The sequence below is a fragment of the Psychrobacter sp. VH5 genome (assembly GCF_050572635.1).
GTDB lineage: Bacteria > Pseudomonadota > Gammaproteobacteria > Pseudomonadales > Moraxellaceae > Psychrobacter > Psychrobacter celer.
In genome coordinates, this window is the sequence record NZ_CP192145.1 from 1,740,444 (window position 1) to 1,765,142 (window position 24,699).

At 44.1% G+C, this 24,699-nt stretch carries 15 protein-coding genes and 1 tRNA gene; 9 read left to right on the forward strand and 7 right to left on the reverse strand.

Features of this window, described 5'->3' with window-relative positions; genetic code table 11:
- Nucleotides 1–74: 74 nt before the first annotated feature.
- Complete coding sequence (locus ACNFVB_RS07335; protein ID WP_430737042.1) at nucleotides 75–4,553, reverse strand: exodeoxyribonuclease V subunit gamma; 4,479 nt, start codon at nucleotides 4,551–4,553, stop codon at nucleotides 75–77.
- 372 nt (nucleotides 4,554–4,925) lie between these two features.
- Here ACNFVB_RS07335 and ACNFVB_RS07340 point away from each other — a divergent pair, with 372 nt between their 5' ends.
- From ACNFVB_RS07340 to ACNFVB_RS07350, 3 genes are all read left to right on the forward strand, one after another.
- Nucleotides 4,926–5,471, forward strand: coding sequence for a hypothetical protein (locus ACNFVB_RS07340; RefSeq protein ID WP_430737043.1), 546 nt, complete (start codon nucleotides 4,926–4,928; stop codon nucleotides 5,469–5,471).
- Between the two features lie 119 nt (nucleotides 5,472–5,590).
- Nucleotides 5,591–6,394, forward strand: a complete 804-nt coding sequence (locus ACNFVB_RS07345; protein WP_430737044.1) for a hypothetical protein — start codon at nucleotides 5,591–5,593, stop codon at nucleotides 6,392–6,394.
- A gap of 71 nt (nucleotides 6,395–6,465) precedes the next feature.
- Nucleotides 6,466–6,541 (forward strand) — tRNA-Arg (locus ACNFVB_RS07350).
- Between the two features lie 114 nt (nucleotides 6,542–6,655).
- On the opposite strand, the gene ACNFVB_RS07355 is transcribed toward ACNFVB_RS07350, so the two are convergent.
- The 6 genes from ACNFVB_RS07355 to ACNFVB_RS07380 all read right to left on the reverse strand — a co-directional run bounded on the left by ACNFVB_RS07355 (nucleotide 6,656) and on the right by ACNFVB_RS07380 (nucleotide 13,184).
- Nucleotides 6,656–7,543: an ABC transporter ATP-binding protein gene (locus ACNFVB_RS07355; RefSeq protein ID WP_430737045.1), complete on the reverse strand. Its 888-nt coding sequence runs from the start codon at nucleotides 7,541–7,543 to the stop codon at nucleotides 6,656–6,658.
- A 278-nt stretch (nucleotides 7,544–7,821) separates the two neighbouring features.
- The gene (locus tag ACNFVB_RS07360) at nucleotides 7,822–8,961 is read right to left on the reverse strand and encodes a M14 family metallopeptidase (protein WP_198337075.1); all 1,140 of its coding nucleotides are present in this window, start codon (nucleotides 8,959–8,961) and stop codon (nucleotides 7,822–7,824) included.
- Nucleotides 8,962–9,134: 173 nt separating this feature from the next.
- On the reverse strand, nucleotides 9,135–9,947 hold the full coding sequence (gene icmH, locus ACNFVB_RS07365) for a type IVB secretion system protein IcmH/DotU (protein ID WP_288997967.1): 813 nt from the start codon (nucleotides 9,945–9,947) through the stop codon (nucleotides 9,135–9,137).
- Between the two features lie 59 nt (nucleotides 9,948–10,006).
- Nucleotides 10,007–11,350, reverse strand: coding sequence for a type VI secretion system baseplate subunit TssK (gene tssK / locus ACNFVB_RS07370; protein WP_430737046.1), 1,344 nt, complete (start codon nucleotides 11,348–11,350; stop codon nucleotides 10,007–10,009).
- A 9-nt stretch (nucleotides 11,351–11,359) separates the two neighbouring features.
- Nucleotides 11,360–12,043, reverse strand: a complete 684-nt coding sequence (locus tag ACNFVB_RS07375; protein WP_192528935.1) for a hypothetical protein — start codon at nucleotides 12,041–12,043, stop codon at nucleotides 11,360–11,362.
- 103 nt (nucleotides 12,044–12,146) lie between these two features.
- Nucleotides 12,147–13,184, reverse strand: coding sequence for a M15 family metallopeptidase (locus ACNFVB_RS07380; protein WP_430737047.1), 1,038 nt, complete (start codon nucleotides 13,182–13,184; stop codon nucleotides 12,147–12,149).
- A 152-nt stretch (nucleotides 13,185–13,336) separates the two neighbouring features.
- Between ACNFVB_RS07380 and ACNFVB_RS07385 the strand changes: the two genes are divergently transcribed.
- The 6 genes from ACNFVB_RS07385 (at nucleotide 13,337) to ACNFVB_RS07410 (ending at nucleotide 24,699) form a co-directional block, all read left to right on the forward strand.
- Nucleotides 13,337–14,872, forward strand: coding sequence for a hypothetical protein (locus ACNFVB_RS07385; RefSeq protein WP_430737048.1), 1,536 nt, complete (start codon nucleotides 13,337–13,339; stop codon nucleotides 14,870–14,872).
- Nucleotides 14,873–14,981: 109 nt separating this feature from the next.
- Entirely contained in the window at nucleotides 14,982–18,890 is a 3,909-nt protein-coding gene (gene tssM, locus ACNFVB_RS07390; RefSeq protein ID WP_430737049.1) for a type VI secretion system membrane subunit TssM, read from the forward strand.
- Nucleotides 18,887–19,837, forward strand: a complete 951-nt coding sequence (gene tagF, locus ACNFVB_RS07395) for a type VI secretion system-associated protein TagF (RefSeq protein ID WP_430737050.1) — start codon at nucleotides 18,887–18,889, stop codon at nucleotides 19,835–19,837. Before tssM ends, tagF begins: the two co-directional genes overlap by 4 nt.
- 128 nt (nucleotides 19,838–19,965) lie before the next feature.
- On the forward strand, nucleotides 19,966–20,742 hold the full coding sequence (locus ACNFVB_RS07400; RefSeq protein WP_430737051.1) for an OmpA family protein: 777 nt from the start codon (nucleotides 19,966–19,968) through the stop codon (nucleotides 20,740–20,742).
- Nucleotides 20,743–20,778: 36 nt separating this feature from the next.
- A complete protein-coding gene (locus ACNFVB_RS07405) occupies nucleotides 20,779–23,469 on the forward strand; it encodes a DUF2345 domain-containing protein (protein ID WP_430737052.1) in 2,691 nt (896 codons plus the stop codon).
- A gap of 9 nt (nucleotides 23,470–23,478) precedes the next feature.
- Nucleotides 23,479–24,699, forward strand: a complete 1,221-nt coding sequence (locus tag ACNFVB_RS07410) for a hypothetical protein (protein ID WP_430737053.1) — start codon at nucleotides 23,479–23,481, stop codon at nucleotides 24,697–24,699.

Consider the following 24,699-nt stretch of genomic DNA (forward strand, 5'->3'; position numbering starts at 1 on the left):
CTATTAAGCCAAAAGGTAAAAAACGGACCGTGTTAAGTAATCAGCAATCAACTAGTAAGCAATCAACTAGCCAGCTAACTATCTAGACCTTGCAGGGCTTTATACATCGGCTCATAAAGCGGCTGTGCTAACGTCGTTAAGGCTGCTGATAGGGCGTTAAACGCGTCCTGATCACGCAGTACGTATTGCCAAATGGCATGCTGCGAGCAGGTATCGTATACCGTATCTACGTGATAATTGGGCCTTAGCCAATCTAAGAAATCTGCACGTTTTGGCCAATTGCTACCGCTCTCATCTTCACTCTCTGACGCTTTTGCGCACTTATCAAGATAACTGAGCGCATATTCTGGCAATAAGGTAATCGGCACTTGACCGACTAGCCTGCCAAAAACTGCCCACTTTATCAGGTCGGCCAACGCATCTTCATACAGAACTGGGCTTAGCTTAAATGCAATTACATCTTTATATTTACCAACTTGCGAGCTTGGTTTATTAAAACGCCAAATACTCACGCCATCATCTGCTGCGACTTGCTCGGCAGTTGTGCGTCTGGCGACTTGCCAATACAGATGTGACAACCAAAACTTGATTAAATGCTTGGGGCTAGCAGAATTGGGCAGTATATTTAACCACTGCTTGGGGGATTGCTCGGCATAGGACATGCCAGCCTGTAGATTAGCACGAGGATTATTAGCATCTATCGGTACTGATGTTGGTACTGAGCCTTTTATTTTAACCACTTTAGGTAATAGTTTTAGTAATGACGTATCATCAGCCTCATTACTGGCATCAGTTAGCACAGATGCTAGCGCTAGCTGCACGGGATGCTCGATCGTTGGGGTCAGTAGCTGCAAACCACTTATACCATTTCCATCAACTAGCTGAGCATTATCCAAGCCATTAGCAACTAGCTGCTCTTTAAACTCCTGACATTGCTGCTGCAGTTTTTGCTGCTGATTGGGCAAGGTCGTTTGGCGCGCCACCCCTGCTGGCATGATTTTTTGATACATTAAAATTGGGTGGTCTTGCTTGGCTGTACTATCGACATGGTTATTAGCGGCATCGCTCGCCAGTTCATGAATCAAATGCGCTTTGATCTGATAAGTCGTCAGATTGTCTAGGAATAGTGGCTCTTGATTAGCCATCGCTTCCTCGCCTTGCACCACATGCACCTTTTGAGTACGCAAAAACGCCTTGGCAGGATGACGCACTTGATAGGCCAATGCGCCTTCAACGTCTATCTCCTCAATATTGAACACCGTATCAAACATAGCGTCGATATTAATGGTGTCTATACCAGACTCTGCGTCTAGTGATAGCATCTCAGCCAATGCCGCTAAGGTTTGATTGTCTACTTGCCCCAATTGACCTAGAGAGTGTCCAAGCAGCTGAGCGATGGCTTCATACTGGGACTTAGTCGGCAAACCAATCAGCTCTGTCTGCTCATAAGAGGCACTATCCTTTAAGGTATGAAACACCGCTTGCCACAGCGGCGCGGGCGGAAATTGGCGTTGTTGCGCAAGCTTGGTTTTGCGCATGGCGGTATGCAAAATAGCATCCAGCGCATCTGTCTTGTCTTTATCGACGCGCTCGCTCTGGTTGGAATGAAGGGTTGAATGAGGCGTAGACGTATCAGATGCTTGCTCAAAAGCATCCGCCTCTTCACTATTTATTTCAAACAAGCTCTCGTGAAACGGCAGTGCCGGATGCTCCGTCACCAGCCACTGCTTAATCAATTTAGGTAAATAACGCTTAAGACTCTCGGTGGTAGAGTCAACACTCTCAGGCAATGCGTCTAACGTGTCTAAGGCTTCAAGCGAGTTGACCTGCCACTGCACCTCGCCTTGCAAAAACTGCAACAGCTCACTGACTGGGTTGGCAGGCAGGTGCTCGTGGGTGTCTGTCAGACTTTGACCATTATAAAATATCCAGCACGCACTGCGTGCGCACAGTAGTGCGTCTAAGAACGCACCATTATCGTCATCTTCACTGACTCTATCACCGCGGCGAGCATTGGCAGCTTTCATCAAATCATAGCGATTATCACGGTCACGCCCAGGGAACTCAGATAAATCCATATTGAGCATCACCACCAAATCAAAAGGCACGTTTCTGAGCGCGCCAAATCGACCAAAAGTAATCACTCCAGTCGGCTCAGCACTGACCTGCTGACTCTCAAGCTCCGCCTCGATACTGTCCAGCATAAAGCTCAGCTTAAGCGGCAACTGCTCGACACCTGCCAGCCTATGTTCTACCTCCCTGTTGGCACTATCACTACTGGCATACTGTCGATAGTGGCGATTGGCCCTCAGGCTTGATTTAAAGCCATTCATGGCATTATAGATGGCGCGCATCGTACGTGTCTGATCGACATCACCGAAGTAGCGATGAATCACTTGTGTCTCAATCTGCGCCAGCCAGTCCTCGGCTTTGAGTTTTTGTATATGGTCATCACGGCGCGCAGTCAAGCCTGCATAAATACGGCAAAGCGCTTCAACAATCATCGCATCATTTAGGCTCACTTGCGGCAGCGGCAGAGTCATCTCTGGCAAGGCGGTGCTTGGCCAGTCCTCCTGTGCCAAAGGGTATAAGCAATCGCTCAAACTGGCCTCTGGCATCACCAGACCAAGCGTCAATCTATCTAACGCTTGAGCAAAGGTAAATCGGTAATCATAGTCGTGGCTATCTAGGGTTTGTTTAAGATGCCATTCATCAAAACCGCGAATAAAGCCTGCCTCGATCAGCAGATCACAACCACGGCTCATCTGCTCATGGGTTAAGCCGAAGTTTTCATACAGCGGTGGCAGCATCAGCCAATCAAGCACCTCAGCCGCTTCAAAGCGGGCGCTATGACTGCCTAATAACTTATAAAAACCAATAATAGCCTCCCATAGCTGACGAATATCGGCATCAACCACCCCCGTCACCTTTGCTGGCAGGGTTAAACCATCTTGACCTTTACCACTGACAAATATAGAGCTGATCAGCGCATGATGCCGCTCAACATCGGGCAGCAACACGACAATATCGGATATATGGCGTTTTTTCTCACCAGATGCTAAGGGTTCATTGAGCCAGCGCCCAATCATGATACGCAGCACTTCTAGCTGACGCTGTAGGCTATGGCATGAGTGAATGCTGAGGCTATTGTCTTGTGCAGACATCGCCCACAAACGCTCCTTCTCAAAGCGCTTGTTTTCTAATACTTCATCGTCATACCACGCCGATTCTTGCGGCTTTTGATCAACTTGCTCAAAAGACAGCTCTATTTGCTCACTGACTGCTTGCGAGACTTTGGCTGCGGTCGCTTGCTGGGTAGACTGCTCATCTAGCATCAATACATCATTTTGCAAACGCTTTAATAAGCTTGGGCTGTCTTGCAGCTGTTGCGCACTGTCATCAGAATCAATACCGAACGCATCGCTCAAGCACTTATTGCTATCATCGCCCTCATCAAAGATGTCCTGCCATTCGACGAGTGCGTCTTGGTACTGCTCATTACCCGATAAATTCGCAAGCATCGCAAAAGTATCGCGCGACTGCTTGCCCAAACGCGATAGCAAACTGTGCCCATAATCACGCAAAAACACGCTTTCAGGGTTGATAATCTGCTGACGCTGTAGCCACGACTTGTCCACGATATCCGCCCAAAACAGCTTAGACGGGTTATAGTGTAGTAGCGTAATATCCATGTATTGCGATAAGCGCTGCAAAAAGTCGAGCTCGGTCTGTGGCAATTGCTGAATGGTAAAAATGCGCAGCACTTTGGGCAATTGCGCGCGTTCATTTGCCTTGTTTTCTCTTAAGGCTGACCAAAAGGTATCCTCAAGCGCCACCCGGTGCTGATGCACATCAGCAAACAAATGCGACCATAAGAAACGCTGCGCGATCTCTAGCTCTACATAATGCGCCACCAACCAATCAGGGGTGCCTCGCGCATACTTATCAAAGCGCAAAGACAGAGTATCCTTTTCAGCGATCAGCGCCTCTACAGCCAGCGGTTTATCATGCGACCAGAGATCTAGCCAGTCCTCACGGTGGGTTAAATAGCGGTTAAATACCCTCGCCAAATCACTTGCCAGCTGCCAAATGCGCGCGTCTTGCTGTGCCTTATCCTGCTGCACTTCTTCTTGCGGCTCATCAATCAAAGATGCCAGCAGTGGATAAACGGGATGTTTTTCATCAGCGACAATGGCTTCTTGATAATAAGTCAAATAACCAAACAAGCGCCACTGCATCACCGTTGGTGACAGCACTGCCACCTCAGGTACATTCAATGTGGCCGCATCAAGGTTTTGTTCTAGCAAATAGGCATTGTGACGGCTCAACACATCTTGCATCAATGTCCACTGATACTGCCCCCAAAACGTCGTCGTCACTAAGGTGCTGATACCCGCTTGGCTTGCAATAGACTTATCTAGCCAATCACCAAGCACCATGGACGGTACAATGACCACAAACTTCTCAAAGACGGGTTGGTTTTTGGACTTATAGGCAGCTAACAACTGCTCAACCAACAGCTCGGTACGGTGGGACTGAATGATTTTAAACATAAAGGCGATCTAATTGGAGTGATAATAAAATAACGAGGCGACGGAAGCATGCTAGGTACGATCAGGTACAGTAACGTGCAAACATAGCCTGTCATGGTGCAAAGCATAATAGCAATGCTGCCGACGACACTCATCAATTCATGTTTGATGGTCGTTCGCTTGTTACATTTCTGCTAGCATAATGTCAATATCAGAATGCATGATAAAGCAGCTTGATAACGATAAAAAGCACAAGATGCGTCACTTGTCGATCAGTGTGCCATTGTTTATGGCGGTTTGCCAGTATATCATCTGCTCAGCAAGACAGCCTGCGACAACGGATGTCGTTAAGTTTTTACCTTAACTCTTTTGTCAACGAGATAAACAACTACTATGCCCCTGCGCCCTATTGATGCCATTTTCGTCCATCCAAAAAAACGGCTGTACGTCGTCTATTATCGCGGCGAGCTCTGGCAACTGCCACGTATGCGAATCAACGATAACGCCTGGCAAAACCGAAAGCCTTATACCGACGATAGTAGCGGACTCTACTTGAGCATTCATCAAGCCATCAGCGATCCGGTATTGGCACAAAAACTCCGTACTCTAAACCTCCCCGCCGCCGTCCACGGTAGCTCACTGTCACGCTTTGAAGCATGGTGGCAGGCGCATGGCTTTAAATGGCTCAAAGACAAGCTATCAACAGGTGAGTCGCCGCTTGCCGCTCATCAAGTAAAAACCATTGACAACAAACCCACTTCCCCTTCACACTATCATCCAGCAGCGGCGAACAAAAATGATGATACCAGCGCGCCCAGCCGCCTAAAAACCAACAGTCCAAGCGGCAACGATTCGGCCATAAATACCGCTGCCACGACGGATATCTTTGCAAACATGCTGGCAGATTTGGCAGAGGAAGTGCTGCATCAGTCGCTTTAGGGATAATAACCTGATAGCAGCAGCTCTTAGGGCGCACTCTGATATCGAAGTCTGATTTTTTGCGTTATCTGAGTACCACCTTGACCATTCACTACCGATTATAAGAAGAGCAGTCATATATGAAAGACTACAAGCTGCTACTGGCTGGGCTAATTTTACTATTGCTCATCGTTTTTATCGCCATTTTTATGTGGCTGTGGATCAGTAACCGTAAAAATATAGACCCCTTGCCGATTATGGCAAGCAATAATGAAGCGTCAGCCATAACGGCAGAGAGTGAAGAGGACGATATATCAACCTCCACCCTGTATGTACAAGCAGAAGAGCGCCTACAAGTGCCTTTGGATGATGTGATTGTCAGCTTTGAGTCTCGCTATCCGCACGTACAAGTTTTCGCCAATTATGTGCCCTCTTATGCGTTCTTGCAATTAGCAGATAGCGACATGGCCGCCGAGCAGCCTACCTCAAACATCGGTACAGACATCATCATCGCCCACGGTAGCTTGACAGCCAAACGCCTTGAGCCTTTGCAGGCCCAGCTAGCGCTGATGCAAAATGCGTTTAATCAAAAGCAAGCCAGTACCGCCTCTCATGACCAAGCGGCAGATACAGAGATGGGTCAAAGTGCCACTAAAGCCAAAACAGACAATCAAGAAGCGCGCAGTTTAAATGCATTTAGCTATGCATTAACAGATGAAGAAAGCTTAGACGGGGTGATTTTGTCCGATAATAGCGTTGCCATCAGCTTTCGTAACTTTTTGCTATCGAGCGCAGGACAGGATATATTAAAAAAATACGATTATGATAATATCGATGGCTATAAAAACAGCGTAGATGATTTATTTAATCCAACGTCACGCGCCAAACAAGTCTCAGGTGAAAACCCCGTAGACGTCGCAGACGCGCTCAGTAATGGCAAATAAAGATAATCTGTCTATTTGTAGATTGCTCATTGCTTTTGGCGCGGCTTTTTTCTACAATGTCTCTCCACAACGCGCCTATAGCTCAACAGGATAGAGCAGTTGCCTCCTAAGCGACCGATCCGAGTTCGAGTCTTGGTGGGCGCACCAATCATTGTATTTAGACATAACCTCGCATTACCTCAAGCCCTTTAAACCCATGTCATACCTAGTTTTTAGTCTTTGTTAAATAATTGTCATTATCTACTACAGGCTGTTATCAGCTTAGCCTTTTACCGCGTTTTTTGACTGTTGATTATCATGAGCGGTGAGAGTATGAGAGTCTGTAGGACGGGAGCTAATATCAGCCTCGTGATGGCCATAGTTTTGAGTTTGCGTGTATTTACTCAGCGGGTCGGTTTCAGAGAGACCATCAGCAAATAAGCTTAAGATATTGCGGCGTTTGATATTGAGCTGATTAAGAATGAAGTTGGTGACAAAATCATTGGCAGGGTTGTGTATGATTTCAGCGGGCTTAGCGAACTGCGCCACCTTGCCTTCTGATAGCAGTAGGATACGATCCGATAACGTCATCGCCTCTTCGGGGTCATGGGTGACGATCAAGGTAGTCAGCTGATAGCGCACGGCAATCTCACGAATGCGCGCTTTGACGGTTTCTTTAATTACTCCATCTAGTGCCGATAACGGCTCGTCTAATAACAGTATCTTTGGCTTCATTACCAATGTACGTGCCAGCGCGACACGCTGCTTTTGACCACCAGATAACTGATGAATACGCTTATTTAGATGGGCTTTGATGTCGAGCAAGTCGACCAGTTCATCGACTTCTTGTTGTGTGCTCATATTCGGGTTGTTACGCAGACCATATTCGATATTTTGTTTAACACTCAGGTTGGGAAATAACGCATAGTCCTGAAAGACGATATTAAAGCCTCTTTGCCTCATGGAGACGCGGGTAATGTCCTCGCCGTTATAGGCGATGCGGCCGCCATTGATGTCGGTCAACCCCAAAATCATATGCAATAAAGTGGTCTTACCACAGCCAGATGGCCCTAAGATGGACACTATCTCACCCTTATTTACCCTGAGTGAAAGATCCTCAAATATTACCTTGTCCTCATATTTTTTTGTCACTTGTCTTAGCTCTAACATATCCACTCACCTAGTCGCTTACTGTCTATTTAAATGACTGTCTATTTAATCGTCATTTATTAAATTACTTGTCTTGTGTAGCTCAGCAGTGTATCGGTCAGTTATGACACTTCGATGAAAAAGCCTTGATAATAATCTCGATAAGGGCAGCATTTACCGCTTTATCATTGTTCTGTTTTTTTTGACAAAAAAATAGCGCCCTTGTAGGCGCTATTTTTAGATAGTAATAATAAGAGATGTTGATGACTCAAACAGTATCGGTGGCTAGATTTTTAAAACTAGCGTAAATCATCGACGACTGCCAACATCGCAACCAACGATGCCTCACCCAGCCTCATAGAACGCTCAGGCGACCAGCCTGTCACTGCATCAGGGCTATTATCATTGTCTTTAAAAGGCATCTCCAACGTATTGGCCAGACAATCGAAATGCTCGGCTACCCAATTGGTAGCGACGGTCATATTTGCGGTGCCTGGTGCGTCGATCTCATAACCATATTCAGACTGAAAATCTGCACAAGCAAGCTTTAACACCTCTGAGAATCTATCACGCAAATGTGCCAGACGATCATTATAGCTTGGCGTGCCCTGTGAGCCGGCTAAAAACACATATGGCAACGCTTCATCGCCGTGCACATCATAAAAGAGGTCAACGCCAGTCTCCTCCATCTTATTGATTACATAAAAGACCTCAGGGCTTTTGTCCAAGCTTGGGTTAGACCATTCACGGTTTAAGTTGGTACCAGCAGCATTGGTCCGTAGATGTCCACGCACACTACCATCGGGGTTCATATTTGGCACGATATAGACATCGGCTTTTTCTAATAGCTGCTTGGCAGTGGCATTATCGCTGTCTAGCAACGCATATATCAACCCCTCAACCAACCACTCTGCCATCGTCTCGCCGGGATGCTGGCGAGCGGTAATCCAAATGCTGCGTTTTTGTGTTTCACTACTGCTATCACCATTACCGATTTTTACTAACGTCAAATCACGCTTATCAAGGGTCTCGCCCAGATGCTCCAACGCTACCAATGGGTGCGTTTGGACAGCCGCCAGCAGGTCTTGATGACGCTCATAACTGTATGGGGCAAAATAGGCAATTTGAATACTGTCATATTCCAGGTCTGCCACTATAGTCAACTTGCCGTCTTTATAAGTGGTAGGCAGACGGAACCAATACTCCCGATCGTAGGAAGCAACTGCTTGGTAATTCTCCCACCCTGCAACGTATGACGCCTCCCCTGCGTTGACGATATTTAAAGTGTATTTTTCACCTGCCTGACCTGTTAGGCGAAAATTAAACCACTGAAAAAATTCGCCCCCCTCGTCTGGTCGAATCGCCAGTTGAATGTCGTTTTTATTTTGTGTATTGATAATATCGATATTACCTGCATCGAAATTTGCCGTGATATGCATAATTTATCCTTTATAAGTTTTATGACGGTGTTCAAACATGCAGAGCACCATAAACACAGAGATTGTTTTTTGCGGTCAGCAAATATTGCAAAAGCAAGACGTTAGCTGTCAAGCGACAACATATCATCACATTGCCTCAAAACGACCAAACGATCTGGCTTTCGCTATATAGGTTATGGCAAAAATATTGAAATATGTGCCTGTTCTTTGTTTTCTTGAATGACTTGGCTGTAGGCTACTATTTGATTGTTTGTCGTTTGGTTGGATAAGTACCACATTGTAGAAAAAATTGCCGTCAACAATGTGACCAAGACAGCCACGATCACCCATAAGGGTGTCTCACTTGTCAAAGTATGTTTGATTTGATCAGGAATCGCCCAAAACGGAGAAAACTCGTTTTTATTACCACGTAAATGCTCAATCTCATCGCCTAATCTAGAAATGAGATAGCGAATTTTTTCAGGGGCTTCTAACCGATACTTACCTTGAAAGCCAAGCAACATGGCATAATGATATACCTCTAATGATGCCAGTCTTTTCTCACCTTGCTCTCGCAGATGATCTAGGCGTTCAAAAAACTCATTACCTGCTACTTGCGAACCAAATAAATCTAACTGTAAAGGGTTTAGCTCCCATGCATTTTTTAAGGACTGAAACTCAGGCTCTTGTGAGGTCATGATGGTCTCATCAATTAAAGCACAATACGCATATTTTGCCTCATAGACATCCTCAGACAAAAACCCTTTTTTTCTTGCACTACTCTCAAACTTGTTCAAAAAATCATATATCTTTTGACGAAAAACTGTAGGCTCGTTACTAAAGTAGCCATTGCGTAGCAAAAAAACCAAGTAAAACCCGTCATACATTATATCAATTAATGACTGACTACTGAGACGTTTGTCTAGACCATCTGTTGAAACAGTAGACGCAACCTCACCGGAGTCGAGCAAAGAAGGAACAGCTGGAGGGAATTGGTTTGTTGACATAGTGCTTTAGCCTTATAAAGTGTATCTGAATAATAGAGCTATCAAATGATAAAGTTAGGCTAAATAATAGCCATCAGTTCAATTTTTAGATCATCAAAACCATTGGGCACATAAATACAAATTGATTCAGATTTCATCATCTCATCATACAACTCTCCTGATGGCTCAATCATAAAATAACTAAAACCTGGCCTGACAGGTATGGCACTTGGCACTTGAGTAATATGAGAAATCGGCAATCCGGGCAATGCTGATAAGACTCGCTTTTCTACAGCATCAGGCGTGGCAACCTTAAAGCGTCTTGGGACCAAATTAATCAGCTCATGCATAGGTATAGAGGAACTGATTGATAAATAAAGCTGAGCACTGCGTGTGATCTTATCGCCGCTAAGCTCACCAGTATAGTAAGAAGGTCGGGTTTGCTGTAGTGGAATTGAGACAAAATTACTGGCAATAACGGTATTTAGCAGCTCACGGATAATCGCAATAATACTCGTAAAAGCCTCATGAGCATTATCGTGCTGGTATTGTGGTAGGCTACTCACTTTATACAATGAACTAAATGTAGCAAGCTGACTGGCCACATTTAACAGTGCTTCATAGAGACGTTCTGGATGTAGCTTTGGCTGGTTATACAGATGGCTAAGCTGCGAGTAGGACGTATTGAGCGCATGCAACAACCAAAAAGAAGCAATATCAGCAGAACGAAACTCTAGCAAATCATTACTGGTCTGCCGATGGTGATTATATAAGGCAGTTGATTTAGTGTTTATCATGGTCATCAAGCGATACAGCTGACTGAGTAAAGCAGGGTTGCTCTTGATATGTAGACTTGGCACGATATAGTCGGAATCTACTTGGTACATGCCTTGTGTGGTTCTCTCAAGCTTGGCTATCAGTAGCGAGATCGTGTCTTGGCTTGGCGGCTGGTTAGTACCGTTTATTTGTAAGCTTGGTGAGAGTTTGACCACATCAATCATGGCGGGTGCGGCCTGAGTATATAAATCCGACGCCTCAATGGTCTCTTTGCTGTATCTTGTCGGATTGTCATTACTTGAGCCTTGGATATTACTGCCATTGTTTTGTATGATCTCTAAGCTTAAATAGACATATAGCTCATCACCAAGGTCTTGACCTTCAAGCGTAAGTGGCTTTGGCAGCAGATCAGTACGCGGTGCTTGATATATCGTACCATCTGGCAGTATGCAGAATATATGCTCAGCCGCTAGTATATTACTATCTAATAACTGCTCGTCCATCTGTATACCTACGATACCATAAGTATAAGGGTGCGTAATTGACATAGTAAGCGCACGCTGAGCATGATTATAACTGTCCTGCATTTGAAAGTGCTGAGGACGTAAAAACAAACCCTCGCCCCACAATACATTATGTTTGCTCACAATAATCTCCTACAAACAGCTGACCAATGGTTGCTGATAATAATTAAGTTTTTGGGTAAAGTCAGGTGCAAGCTCAGGATTGACTCCTGAGGTAATATTCACATCACACGCACCAATATTGAGAGTCAGGGGGGTATCAAAATCTAGACTACTTAACGGGATCACAAACTGTGAACGCTTTTTTGTGTATCTTAGATTGAGCTTAATAGCAATAAAATCCATGCCCTGCGGAATAGACAACGTTACATTATTCTGACGATTAGGAATTACGCTAAACTCTTTAGAAGCAAGTGTTTCTATATCTGCCAATTGCTCTTTGTTTTCTAAAAAAGCAATGTACGCTGTACTTGCGGTAGCGCTATTTGATCGCCCTGCATTGGCATCAGCCAGTGGGTGAACCTCAACTGTAATACGCTGACGTTTGAGCGCTTCTTGCAAAGACTGCTGCTCTTCACTCATAGCCTCAAGACGCTGTTGCTGCATTTTTAGCTGTGCCTTAAGCGCTGCTAGCTCCGCTTTAGAATCAGAGTCCGCTATTATATTTTTTAAGCTACCCGCTAATGTCGATGCTCCATCTGATGGCGCCTCTCCTGTAGCAGTTATCTCAGGCTTGGCACTACAGCCAACCAACATTACCCCCGACAATGCACTCATAATCGCGATTGCGCCTGCCAGCCTTTTTGCTTGATTCATATTAATTATCTGCCCTACTACGTTATTTAATGGTTAAAACAATGGATGGTTGTTTCTTTTATCAATGAGTTATCATGACTACTGCTCTGGTAACAACGTAATGCTATTGACGGGTTAAAATCTCGGCCATATCAGGACGACCAAGTACGCCTTTTTTACGTAGTTCAACATGACCTAAGTCCATCATCTTCCAGTCACCACCCCAAACCAAGCCAGCAGATTTCGCTACTTCGCCGTACAGCCTATAACCTTGCATGGCCCAAGGATCTTTTTCACTAATGACAATTTTTCCATTTCTGATAAACGCACTATCCCCTGCCAGCCCAAACTGATGATAGCTTTTGTAAGAGCCAGCTTTGGTAACATGACTGCCTTTTTTTAGTAGCCTTGCTTGACGCGCAGGACTACGATACCCCTCAAGCAGCACCATATCGTAACCATACTGCTCGCTCATGACTTTGTAAACTGTCAGTAACCGCTGAACAAAGTCTGAATTCATTTTTTTCCAATTGCGGTCGGCATTCTTAATATTAATATGCCCATTGATAAGATGAGATGACAAGATATCGTCTGAGTAGACTGCTGTGTCATCCATTGTCTGAATATCCATGTTTGGTTCTGCCCTCAGTAGAGACGAGCCAGATTGTGACATAGTAGAGTTAGTATTGGACCAATAACCTATATCTACCTGTTCTGCTCGATAACTGGCAATTTCGGCATCTAACTGTTCAAACAAATCTTCAGGTGGTGGAGGTGGAGGTCTCAACCGCTCACCCAACAGTATTTGATTAACCTGTAGATTCGCATTAGAAGCGACAGTATCAGCATGATAGACAGCCAATGAATGGGTGTTTAACAGCAAATAACATAGGCCCGCTGTCGTTATAATTATCAATGATGAGAGCAGCGTTACCACTGAACTCTTTTTTCGATAGGAGGTCAAACTCTTATTAATATGACGATAGCCACTCATTACAGCTTTATTAAACGTCGATAAATTTGGATATCTATAACAACCGGAGACAGCACGCACGCGACCTTTTAGCGTGTACCGAAGACGGCTATATAGCTGCGGATCAAATAAGGTGATTATCACAACGATAGAAAGCACAGTGAACAGCACAGCAATCAGGTAGACCATAATGTAAATGACAAAAACCAAAAAAAATAATAAACAATTGCAGGATAAGTTAGGGCGTTATTGTAGCAACGATGCTCTAAATATCATAGAATACCCTGCAATAATACCTATCAGTTGTTCGTTAGTTCCACAAGCTGAGTTGAGAATAATCGATGAATATAAAAAAAACGGTCGTTAAATATAGTCGACAAATCTTAGGCGCCATACTAGTCATTCATCTATTATTGGCTTGGATGTATTTTTCAGACAACACTCAGCAGCTAACTATAGTCAACATTGTCTTATGGTTTATCGCAGTGCCTGTATTATTGATGGGCTTTATTTTTGCGCTCAATACATGGAAAAAAAGCGCTCAAAAACCATCCAGTAATGCCGATAAGTCTGAAGAAAATGTTCCGCCTATCCAACCACCTTTATCTTATCACCTGTATATTCAAAGTAGCGTGTGCCTACCAGAAGGCAGTAACTGGCTCGATATCAGTAATGACCAACAAGACCTGACTGTCTTAAGCGACCAACTATCTGATATCGACGGTATGCCAGTATTAACCAAACCCATTCCTGATATTGATCATCCTATTCGAACAACATATGATGACGAGGTCCCATCTGATGCTACTTTACGAGTAAAAACCATCATGCAGGCCTTATTACATGCTCACAGTGAGACTATCTTTTTAATCGCAGAGCATCTATCAGCAACACTATCGACTGAAAACGAGCATAACGCTGCAATAGAGGCACATCCAAAGTGGCAGCAACACTACATCGTCAAAAACACCCCATCGGCAACGGAGCCAGCTCTGCCTGATAGCAGGCCTTCTATCGATCTATCGGTATTTTTATGTCTCCCTAAAGAGGCAGATGCGTCAATACTCAAAAGCGTTTTGAGCGAGCAGCTTTACGAGTTCACCTTGCCTACAGAAGCTTTTACTATCGATAGCATAATCATAGAAGACAACACTCCTGATCACGAATCAGATGGCAGTTTGACCGATAGTAGTGGCAGTCCTGATCACTTCATCAACAGTTATCTTGCAGCCTTATCCACGTCTGACACTCCTAAGGTCTGCATGCTGCTCATCGCAGACTCACAGATCAGTGAGGACTGGGTAGCGCTAAATACAGTCAATGCATCAAGCATTCCTACAGAAGCTGGTGTGTTACTTATGTTTTATAATAATGCCGCCCAAAAAACGCTTCTCATCGATGACGCTGTTTATTGTGCCATGACTCCTGCAAACAACGAGGCAGTAGTCCAAAAGCCGTCCCACAACGAGACTTGGAAATATGCTCACGACCTTGCGACTATCAGAGAGTATCTCTTACACCATCGGTTGTCAGCGGACGAATACAATCAAAACAACACAACCAACGAAGTAAATAATTACGATAAGAACGTGATGACTGATATGGATATCATTTTAATGTCTGACATAAATCCAGTATCACAAGCTTATGATACCAGCACCTTTATGGCGTTAGCAGATGCGCTTTTAGCACAACAAGCGCTAGTAAATGAACATCATTTAGGGCATTATATGCCACTTAACCCTTGGTTAAAACCGTTTATCGCAATATCTTTGTTTATTAATCACACACAATCTGATCACACCGCATCAGATTTCTTATTTTTAGTGACCAAACATAAGCCGTATTGTGTGCTATGGCATACTATTTCGCCGTAACTCACCCTCATAATCTTTACATTATTTCAGTCTTCTGTTTGTAGCATCATAAACGCACTAGGTAGCAAGTATGTTTTCAAGGTTCTATCACCTCATCTATGATCCTCGAGTGTTACTCTTTTTAGGTGCCATTGTTGCCCTTATACTGTTGTACGATTATCTGCCCTTTCAGGCTTTTTTGATCACTGTGGCGCTTTTGCTCATTAGTACACTATTAGGAGCAGGCCTTTATTATTGGTACAAAAAACGCAAAAAGGCATCTGACGATCTGGCAAACTTGGTTGAAGATAATGACACAGCCACGCATCCTGTGACGAAGACTGAAGACGCTCAAGAAGTACAAGCACTTCGTGGGCAAATACAAGAAGCAATCAAAACCATCCGTCAATCAAAACTGGGGGATCAAACTGGCAAAGCGGCTTTGTATGAATTACCTTGGTATATGGTCATTGGTAATCCTGCCGCAGGGAAAAGCTCAGCTGTACTTCACTCCGGACTTAACTTTCCATTTATGGAAAAGACCAACCAGTTATCAGTAAAAGGGGTCGGCGGCACGCGAAACTGTGATTGGTTTTTTTCAACCGAAGGCATTTTGTTGGATACGGCTGGGCGTTATTCAGCTTACGAGGAAGATCGTTCAGAGTGGCTATCGTTCTTAAATTTACTCAAAAAAAACCGACCCAAGGCACCCATCAATGGCATTATCATCGCGGTCAGTATCGCCGAGCTGACTAAAAACGACCCCAATTATGCACTGGATCTGGCAAAAAACCTGCGCAGCCGCGTTCAAGACCTAACAGAACAGCTAGAAGTGTACGCACCTGTTTATGTGGTCTTTACCAAAATGGATTTGGTATCAGGTTTTCGTGATTTTTTTCAGGACTATGAGCAAGCAGAGCGTGACCAAGTATGGGGCGCGACCATCCCTTACCCAGACGATCCCGACAATATTAATATCACCGATGTCTTTGAAGAACACTTTAATATTTTGGTTAATGGTTTAAAAGATCTGAGCACAACCAAGCTTTCATTACGTCATCAGCGTACCGTATCGCCAAGCTTAATGACATTTCCTATGGAGTTTCAGTCGTTACGCCCTATGATACGAACTCTCATGCATGCTTTGTTTGAAGACAACCCATTTCAGTTCAAGCCCATATTGCGCGGGTTTTATTTTACCAGCGCCTTACAAGAAGGTCAGGTCAATAGTCAGATGACGCTGCAAATGGTGGAAAACTATCATTTACAGCCAAGCACCACATCGCCTCTTAATGATAAAAACCACCATAAAAACGACAACACCGCTTACTTTTTACATGACTTGTTTTCAAAGGTGGTTTTAAAGGATAAGCACTTAGTCAAGCAGTACAAAAATCGCACAAAACGCAGTTATAGAGCTGTCATTACGCTTGCTGCCGTCGTTCTGTTGTGTACAGCCTCCGGCTTATGGACTTGGTCATATGCTAATAACAAACAATTAACTGAGCGTGTTATCGCTGATTTACAACAAGTGGCTCATATGCAAAACAACACGAATGGTGATTTGCAAACACAACTTGAATCACTGGCTATTTTGCAAAGCCGCATTGAACAACTAGAGGCTTATGAAAAAGATCGACCATTATCGTTAGGTTTTGGGCTATATCAAGGCGATACTCTCAAACGTAAGCTGCTAGCAGAGTACTTTCACGGTATTAATATTATTGTACTATCGCCGACCAAACAAAATATTGAAGCGTTTTTGACACAGGTGAATGCCAATGCGTCAAAACTTAAGGCCAAACAGACAAGTGAGGATGATAAAGACGCTATAGATACCTACGTGCAGTCAGACCCAACCGACGTAGAAGATGCTTATAACGCGCTAAAAGCGTACTTAATGTTGAGCGATCATGAGCATTTAGAAGCCAGCCATCTCAGCGATCAAATGACTAGGTTTTGGCGTACTTGGCTAGAAGCCAATCGTGCCGATATGCAACGTGATAAAATGATTCGTCAAGCTGAGCGTATTTTAGCTTTCACTCTATCTCATACTAGTGACGCCAGCTTCCCTCGTATTCAAAACGATTTGGCTCTAGTTGATAATACACGCGCGACTTTGACCAAAGTGAGCAAAGGACAGCCTGCTCGCGAGCGCGTTTATGCTGAGATAAAAATGCGCGCCTCATCGCGTTTTCCCTCAGTGACAGTGGCACAAATAACTCAAAATTCCCCTACAGAGGCATTGCTTGGGAGCTATGTGATTTCAGGCACCTTTACCAAAAACGCTTGGTCATCGTTTATTAGTAATGAAATTGATAAGGCAGCAACCAACAAAATTGTCGCAGATGACTGGGTACTGGCAACCAGCAGCAAAGATGACTTGACACTAACTGGTAGTCCTGAACAAATCCGTCAGTATCTCGTCAATCGCTACAAGCAAGAATATATTGCAGAGTGGAAACGTTTTTTGTCTCAAGTATATATACGAGATAGTAAAGACTTCAAAGATCATGCCATGCTGTTAAGTCAATTATCAAATACCAAGCAATCTCCTCTTATTACTCTATTTGATACTGTTGATCGTCAAACGCAATGGGATAGTGCAAACCATCAAAACCCAGCTCAATCTGATGAGTCAAAACGATCATTTGTGGATTGGTTTAAACAGACCATATTGCGTCAAAGTCCTGCAGAATTAAAACAAGCTCAGACAATGCTAAATAATAACGCCGCACACTCAGCGTCTGCCACGGCAACAAAGTCTGGAGCAATAGCACAAGAGTTTGCCGCCATACATGCATTGGTTACGCCGCGTGAGGATAACCAAGACTTATCGTTATTAGATAACTACTTGACAAGCTTGGGTGGAATTAGGACACGATTTAACAATATCACGAGAAGTGATGACATTGGCCCTGATGCTCTGCTCTTTGCTTCCCAAACACTAAGTAGTGAGGGCTCCGAGCTGACTCAATCTTTACAGATATTAGATGAACAAATCTTGAGCCAATCCAATTCACAAATCAAACAACTGATTCGGCCCTTATTAAGTGAACCGCTTACTCGCTCTTTTAATATGCTGCTCACACCGACCAAAACTGAAATTAATAAAGTTTGGCAAGCTCAAGTGTATAAGCCATTTTTAGACGACCTAGCTGGCAAGTATCCTTTTACTCAAAACGCAAATTTAGAGGCAACACCTGCTGAGATTGGCCAGTTTTTTGGTGATGATGGCTATGTAGCAAGGTTTGTAGATGAGACCCTCTCTCCCTTTATTATTCGCCGCGGTGATCAGATATCGAGCAAAATTTGGAATGGTGCAGGACTTGGTCTAAACCCTAAGTTTGTTGCCGATTTTGGACGCTACTTTGTCAATTACACAGGAAGCCAACGCACAAACTCCTCTAATAGTAACAGTACCGCTAAGCAAACCACCTTTCAAATCATGCCTCTACCTGTCAGTGGACTGACCGAGTACACGATAGTTTTAGATGGTCAGCAGTTACGGTACCGTATGGGTACGCAGGCATGGACGACCTTTGTATGGCCAAACCCAAGCAGTCAACCCGGAGCAAGCATACGCGCCAAAGACTACGATGGTCGGGATTATACGATCTTAGAAGAAGCTGGTAGTTTTGGCGTAGAGCGTTTCATTAATGCAGCACAAAGAACTGAGCTTGGTAATGATGTGTTTGAGATGACTTGGACAGGTGATGGGGTGACGGTTTCGGTACGCTTTAGAATCATCAGTGGTAGTGCGAATACAAACGCTTCAGGGCAATCAGACAACCCATTTACTGGCATGAAACTGCCTGAAGAAGTCATTGGCATTGGTGTAACTCGCACCGCAAAACCCACCGATGAGGATAGCCAGCATTCTACACCCCAAAGCTCCCAAACGCCGATAAGCAGCAATGAGGGCTCAGCTGAAAACACGACGGCTCATGATGACGACTTACTCAGTCCGCCTAACACAGATAACGCTACCGGTGCCAGCCGCCCAAGCGATGCGCTCATCGAGGAGCCAACATCATGATACCTGATACGCTTCCTTTGGTTTACTTTGGCAAACTACCTTGTCGTGGCGATTTTGTTCGTTCGCGCTCGCACATGAGTGATATCAATGTCATTGATCAGTGGGTCAGTCAAGCACTATCTGAATCAGCGGATGAGATGGATACTTCATTAGCCCTACACTTTAGCCATGTTGATACCGCAGAAAACAAAATCATGACTGGCGTACTAATATCTAGCTATGATAGTAGTAATCGCCAATACCCATTCATCGGATTTGGACTTATGCACCTCAATAAGCCTAAAGCATGGATGCAATACTTACCCATAAAATCAGCGGGCATGTGGCATGATATCCATCAAACCTTAAATCAAGCACGATCTAAGGTCGACAGCACACAGATAACGGAGACGCTCAACCAAAGCTTTGTTTCGATTGATCATAATGCCAGTACACATTATTACGACTTTATTAACTCTACCACATTGCAAGAAGGCGCGATGATGATAGATATTGATAAGGCCTCTTTGATTGAGCAAATCATCGCGACAGGGTTACTGTTTTTACCCACATTTACCAAAGGCTTCCATAGTCTAAATAAGGCTATTTACTGGTCATTGCCTGATAACAAGACGCAAGCCATTTATTTTGCTTCTTTTTGGCACGACCTAATTCATGGGTTTTATGCACCGCATCAGTTGTACTTTAACAGCTATTTTTACTGGCGTGACGGGCATTATCACCTCCTAATGAGTTTTTCAAAACCGGCCGCCACTACATTGATGCAAATACTGACAAGTACGTCAACAAAACATGAAAGCTGGGTCAATATCGCCGATAGCTCATGGACACAGCAGTTTATTGATGATGATATCGGCCTGTCTCGGTTTCACAATATATTATTACAAGATGATGCCTACTTATATGATGTTAGGCAATTATTCAAGACAATATTTTTGGCAAAATAATATTTGAACAGTCATCATAGTTGATGGCTTTGACCTCTAAGTTTTATCAGTATAAAAAATAAAAAGGCATTTGTATGCGCATATCTGCACTCTCGCAACGATCCGCCCTTACCCGCCGGGCTCCTATCATGATATTTACAACTGCGTTACTGGCCAGTATTGCAGTTTTTGCCGCTCAAGATAACACCTTTATTGACACCAACCATGTAGAGGTACCCGTTGTCATCAAAGGTGTGGTTGCTACCAGCTCCGATAAAGATCAATTGCTTGATAAACTCAAGGCCCAATATCCAAATAAACCTGTACGAGATGAGATAGAAGTTCGCTCAAATATCAATATACCTACCAATTGGCAACAAATAGCGACTGCCATTATCGACAGTGATATCTCGAATATCAGACAAGGACGTATTGATATTCATGGTACTACTATCAGCCTACATGGCAAAGTCAATAGTATTGAACAAAAACAAGCCATCCAAAACCGCATCCACACTCGCTTAACAAATCTTTACCAGCTTGATAATAAGCTGGTGGTCACAGCAGGTGAGCAACGCTTGATCGATGACACCTTGGGCAATCGTATCGTAGAGTTTGAGTCCGGTAGTGCCAACTTGACACCTTTAGGGCTGGGTATCTTAGATGATATGGCAGGCGTGCTTACGCGTATTGGTGATAAATCGGTTGTCATTACTGGCCATACTGACAATACAGGTAACCCAGAAGCCAACTTATTGCTTTCAAACGAACGTGCTGAAGCAGTCAAGCAGTATCTAATTGGTCGTAATATTGATGCCACAAGATTGAGTACCGCGGGAAAAGGCGATAAGGATCCTATCGCTAGTAATGACAGCGACGAGGGACGCCGACGCAATCGCCGTATTGAATTCACTTTGGCCGAATAATAGGAGTCGGGACAACCGATAAGGAGCACCGTACCCATGCTACGCCTAACCAACACTATCGTACCCATGCATGCCGATAGACTATATGCCAGTGAAGGCAACACCCAAGCTGCTTATGCAAGCGCTAAACAGGAACTCAAACAGCATAAAAATTGGCTGCAGAATCTCATTAGAACGACTAATGAAGCCGGTCTCCTTGCACTCCTCAACGCCAATAACAGCCAGCAACACGGTATTGACACCTATGTGCTGCATATCTACATTCATGAACGTCACCACCCACCATTTATGTCGCTAGATGCGTTTGTTGGTAGCTCTTTAACCCTAAGCTTTGACACACCAGCAGGCACCACTTTTCGCCATATACACATCACCGCCCTTTGCCAGCTAGATCATGATGGCAGCTATGGCTACTATCGACTCATCGCACAGCCCGCCACTTATCGCTTGCATCAGCATCTGCGCAGCCAGATAGATACCGACCTGTCGGTACAAGCCATGGTAACAGAACGCGTCGCCATGCAAGAGATAGACGTGATCGATGATAGTGGCACTGAGGGCAGTAGTGAGAAAAACGCCAGTTGGACCCCAGCACGCATGACCCAGTGGCAAAGCAGTGACTGGAGTCATATCTGCGAGCGCCTCTCACGCCAAGGACTCACCGCTTACCTCAGGCACGCGCAAACTGAGGAGCATGCCCCGCCCAAGCTTATTATTACTTCAGCTCATCCTAGTGATGAAGACGGTATCAGTCAAAATATCGGCTCAGTACGCTATCAGCAAGTGCTACATGATCGCGCCCACGCGCCAATCTTAGCCCTTAGTGAGCAAGTCACAACCCAGCCGAGTACCGTCACAGTGCAACGCTTTAACAGCGCTAGCGTGGCCCACCCGGTCCAGTCAGCCAATATGGCTATCAATGATAGTGAGGCAGATAGCCAAACCAACACTTCTGCTCTTACGATCGACACCCCAGCCGCCTTTGCTCCGGTAACTGATACCGAGTCTATCGATGACGCTACTATCATGGCAAATAGTCACCACAGCCATTATAGCACTTACTATGCGCTTGCTCACTGCACTGATTTAAACGTTGCGGACACCTTTACTCTAGTAGGTCATAACCATCTTAATCATCATTACCGCACCACTCATATTGTGCATTTAGCACGCAATAGTCTCGCTCATGTCACAGGACTCACGATCAGCCGTCGTCATCAGCAGCGCCATGCCTCAGATCTAAAAGCAGGTACTCACTTAACCCAGCTCAGACTGATCACCGCTGATACGCCTTGGGTAGGTGCGCTATACAGCAGACAAGCACTCCCGCCAATGACGGGGCTCACAGATAGCCAGTCTGACACGGACAGTCGCAATCATATGACGCCGACACGCCACTATTTATTAGACAGCCCTGCTCAATCTATCAATCGATTAGAAGCCCAAGCAGGAAGCAATTATGGTAGCCACTTTACCCATAGAGCAGATGACCAAACTCTGATGCAAGCTATCGGTGATGGCGAGCATTTAATTAATATTGGTAGCTTATTATCATCAAGTCGCCCTAGCCTGTTTGCCACAAATAATGATCAAGCGGTCGAAAGCGGTTATCGCAACACGGATTACGGCCTATCTGAATGGGTTACGGATCATCGTACAGAGCAAGCTTACTCTCAGCTAAAAGTAGACAGTGCCGGGATATCTGCCAGTCTAAAAATAGGAGTTATCAATTCATCAGACACCGCCAAACGTCAAGGGATCAATGCGGCCACCAACGCGCAGATCAGTATCAAATCAGGGGAAGCACTAGTCCTATCCACTCAGCCGCAGACCCACGCGCAATATGGACAGCATAACTACCAGCACCACACCCCGACCCTCACCCAAACTGCATTAGGTGGTCAGCATTTAACTGAGCGTTTGACGCAACTGGCAACGGGACTTGGTCGTAATGTGAACGACCATAAAGCGATTAAAGCCCAGCTTGAGACTATTGCAGAGGAACAGCAAACCAAAACCCATCAAACAACACCCTACACGCTGATCGATAGTGCCGCTGATAGCAGTTATGTGAGTAGCGATACCCTTATCCAACGCTCTATGGGCGAGATGATCACCACCACGCAAGAAGATATGATGATAAGTAGTGGCGATAGCCATAATCAAATCAGCAGCGAGTCACTCAATATAGTCGCCGATGGTCAATTTAACATGACCAATGCCAAAGAAAATATCACTCTCTCCGCCCATACAGGAAAGCTTGAAGCTACAGCGAAGCAAGATGTGAATATCGCCTCCTCGACTAAAGAGGTAGAAGTCGTGGCAACCAATAAAGTGACTATAACGGCAGGCGGTGCGAGTATTACTCTTGATGGTAGCAATATCACTATCGCCGCCAAAGAGGTGACGGAGAAAGGGGGTAAGCATAGCAAGGCGGGAGGTGGAATGGATGGGTTGGGTTTGGCGGGGTTGCCTGATGAGAAAATATTAAGCACTCTTTATAGTATCGCATACAAGTTTACAGATGATGATGGAAACCCATTAGCATTTGTTGAATACGAAGCTACTAATCTTACTACTGGTGAGCAAATATCGGGAAAGACTGATGAACATGGAATAACTGGACGTTTTTCTTCAAATAACCCTGAAGAAATTGAAGTTTATTTAAAGCTTGATGAAGACGATAACGTAGTTGAGTTGCATGAAATAACTGACGATAGCATTTAGGACAAAAAAATGGGTAAAACAACTACAAAAGCCTCTTCAAGATTAGGAACGCTTAATCTCTACAATCAAAGCATTAGCGTACCGACGCTAGTAAATTTTGAATTAACAACCGATCTTACAATAGGTGCAAATAATAAAGGAACGGGCGTAATTGACAAAAAGGGCTTAGTGTTTAATAAAACTTATAAGTTCTTAGCTAAGTTAGCAGGCTCGAAGAAGGGTATCGAAAGTACGAAGATAGTTTGGGTTATTAAATATATGAGCCCTAGTACCTCTAGGAATAAGTTTATAACGTTAAAGGCAATAACTGTAGGACCTGAGTTTACGCTAGAGTTGAAAGACAAGTATAAAGATATGGCAGGTTGTGAAATCGAAATAAGTTGCCATATGCAAGCACGACCGAAAAAATCTGTTAGTAATAAATACTTTGTACATAACCGCTTTAGATATTTTGATGGCAAAAAAGTCTTGACTCAAGCACAGCAAAGAATGTCTAAACCTTGGTTAATTGATCAGGCACAATCCTCACTCTGTGGTATGGCCTGCCTGTACTACATTCTCATACAACGTGATAAAAACTTGTACCAAAAAGTAGCTGTAGAGTTGCATCGCACAGGTATTTATAAGTTCAGCAATGGTTATACCATTGAGCCTAAAAGCTCAATGTATGACATAAAACCTACAGACAACAATTACAAAAATATGAAAATGGAGGAGGTTGATTGGATAGTATTAGCGTCTACACGTAGTAGTGAAAGCAATCTAAGATACGATGGTATCGAAACTGGGTCATTCGATCAATTGGGTGCTGTGAACTGGATGGGAATGCTGACGCGGATGTGTCAAGAGGTGGCAGGCTATAGCAGTGTAAAAAGTTATGACTTAGGTTTGTTAAAAACTGGATTTACTTTGCTTACTGGCATGCATTCAAATTTAGAAAAATTGATTGAAATAGATAAAAAATATAAGTCTGGTAAAAAGATAATTATAATGACCGATCCAAAACTAATTTATGATAACAGAGGCTGGCGAAATCCTACTACTATTCATTGGGTAGTCTATAAGGGCGAGCTAAGGCTACTAAATAGTGCAAATAATGAAGTTACAGGTACTATTGAAAATGTTACTAGATTAAGTTTTAAGATATACACATGGGGAAGAATAGATAAAATAGATAAAATCGAAAATATAAACTTTACATCAAATTTCTACGGTTATATTGAGGCTTAG